General features: G+C 50.3%; 2 protein-coding genes. One reads left to right on the top strand and one right to left on the bottom strand.

Annotated elements, in window-relative coordinates; genetic code table 11:
- Positions 1 to 63 precede the first annotated feature (63 nt).
- The gene (locus tag HMPREF1556_RS08930; protein ID WP_369795584.1) at positions 64 to 534 is read left to right on the top strand and encodes a transposase; all 471 of its coding nucleotides are present in this window, start codon (positions 64 to 66) and stop codon (positions 532 to 534) included.
- A 328-nt stretch (positions 535 to 862) separates the two neighbouring features.
- Here the strand turns inward: HMPREF1556_RS08930 and HMPREF1556_RS02140 are convergent, their stop codons facing one another.
- A complete protein-coding gene (locus HMPREF1556_RS02140) occupies positions 863 to 1,366 on the bottom strand; it encodes a hypothetical protein (RefSeq protein WP_021666561.1) in 504 nt (167 codons plus the stop codon).
- Between the last annotated feature and the right edge of the window lie 567 nt (positions 1,367 to 1,933).

Genomic DNA, 1,933 nt, shown 5'->3' with positions numbered 1-1,933 from the left:
AAGAGCAGGCTTATCTGTATGAGTTGAAAAGTTGCAAACCAGGGGTTGATACGGAAGCTCGTTGTGTGCGCAAAGGCTGGCACTATCGCTACGGATACAAAAAACGTGCTGACCGATGGGCAAGGGCTGGTGGAGAGCATAATTACCACGCCAGCCAATTGTGCCGACACGGTGGTATTGCCCGAGCTAATTGAGAAGGCAGAGCTTACACAGGGTATTAGTGTCCTTGCCGATAAAGGTTATTGCAGCAAGAAGAACTCGGCTTGTCTCCTTGAGAGAGGCTTGATTGATGGGGTTATGCTCAAAGCGCAGAAGGGGATGAAGCTCACAGAGCGACAACGTGAGCTGAATAACGCCATCAGCAAGATGCGCTGTTTCATTGAGCGTACCTTTGGGAGTATCCGAAGGTGGTTTTCAGGAGGGCGATGTCGCTACCGAGGGCTTGAGCGAACCCATACACAGAATATCTTGGAAGCTATGGCATACAATCTGAAGCGTATGCCCAGGCTTCTTGTACTCCAAAGCATCAAATAGCCCAGAAAAGCCCCCTCTCGGAAGGGTTATCCTCCCGAGAGGGGGCAAGGGGGAGAGACAGGCATCTCACTTCTCAGCCTAAGACTCCGATTTTCGAGGCAAGGAGGTGGAAGCTGTGAAGAGATGGCCTTGTGCAATGGTCTCTTGAGGTGCCGTGCAATGGTCTCTATTATTAGTACTTCATGCGGTGGAAGGGTGCTCGGCAAAGCCACTTCCTCGAAAAGAGAAGATCCCACTTGATACACCCTCGGATGGGGCGAAGTCAAGTGGGATCTTGCTTGGAGTGATGTGCCAGAGAGCGTGTCTCTCCTAAGTCGGGATCGTTTGGCTAGTTGCCGTTAGCCTCGACTTTGTAAAGTTCACTTGATAATGAGAGTGAAGGATCCGAGGTGAGTGTTACCTCCTTCTCGTAGGTCTTGAGGTACTTGTTCCCTCTATATAGCTTCACACTCGTCTTTACCTTGATGGATGCAGGGGCATTATCGGGTCTGCGTACGATAATGCCGACATATAGCCCCGAACCTTTGTGGGTGAAGGTCGTACGATAGGACTTTGCGATGGGATCTCTCCACTCGGAATTGTAGATGGTCTGACCGACGAGCTTGCCGTCACGGTAGATGTCAGATCCCCCTTGGGTGTTGGCGTTGAAGTGGACACTGATCGGAGCGGATGCACTGATCGAGATCTCTTGCTTCAGGTCTGCGCTGCCAAAGCCCCCGAATTCTCCGCCTGGCAGGTCACTCTTGCCGCCGCAAGAGCTGAGCACTAAGGCAAAGGAGAGGAGGAGAAGAGAAAGGAAGCCGAGTCGGCGAATTGATCGTTTTGTAGCCATTTTGCTTGTAGTTGATGATGAGGCGGAGGGAGGGTAGACCGAGCTACCCAGCTCCACGATAATGGTTCCGTTAAATGAATTGTACTTGGGGAAGGAGTGTAAGACAGGCTTCCTCTCCTTTCTTAGTTATAAACGAGAAAATGTATGGAAATGTTGTCTTATCGCAGAAATATATCTGTGTGTAATAGGATGTGGTAAATAAAAGTAAATGGATTGCGCGGAGTACATACTTCGAGGCGGCTAAGAAATCTCCTCAGGATAGCTTGCTTTTGATGTCGGGGGAAGTGGGAGTATGGTGACCTCTCCTGCGAGGTGTAAGTCGCTCATGGATGCGGGGTTGCTTGCTCGGCAGCGGGGAAGTTGCTACATTGAGACCGTTGCACGGCATTTCCAGGGAGTACAGGGTTGTGGTTATTCCATATGCCACTGATATTTAGTATCTTCACAACTAAAACAGTCGTATAGCTATGCCAACCAAACAAAGCGAATCCGCTCCAAGCTTCCTGCAAGTTTATACGCAGGTGCGTCGCGACCACATGAAGCACTCGTTCCTTCGACAGATTAGCG

Source organism: Porphyromonas sp. oral taxon 278 str. W7784 (assembly GCF_000467855.2).
Lineage (GTDB): Bacteria > Bacteroidota > Bacteroidia > Bacteroidales > Porphyromonadaceae > Porphyromonas.
This window is presented reverse-complemented; position numbering and strand designations above follow the sequence as displayed.

Coding starts and splice junctions, on each gene's coding strand:
- HMPREF1556_RS02140 (WP_021666561.1), bottom strand. CDS start 1,366: ATGGCTACAAAACGATCAATTCGCCGACTCGGCTTCCTTTCTCTTCTC.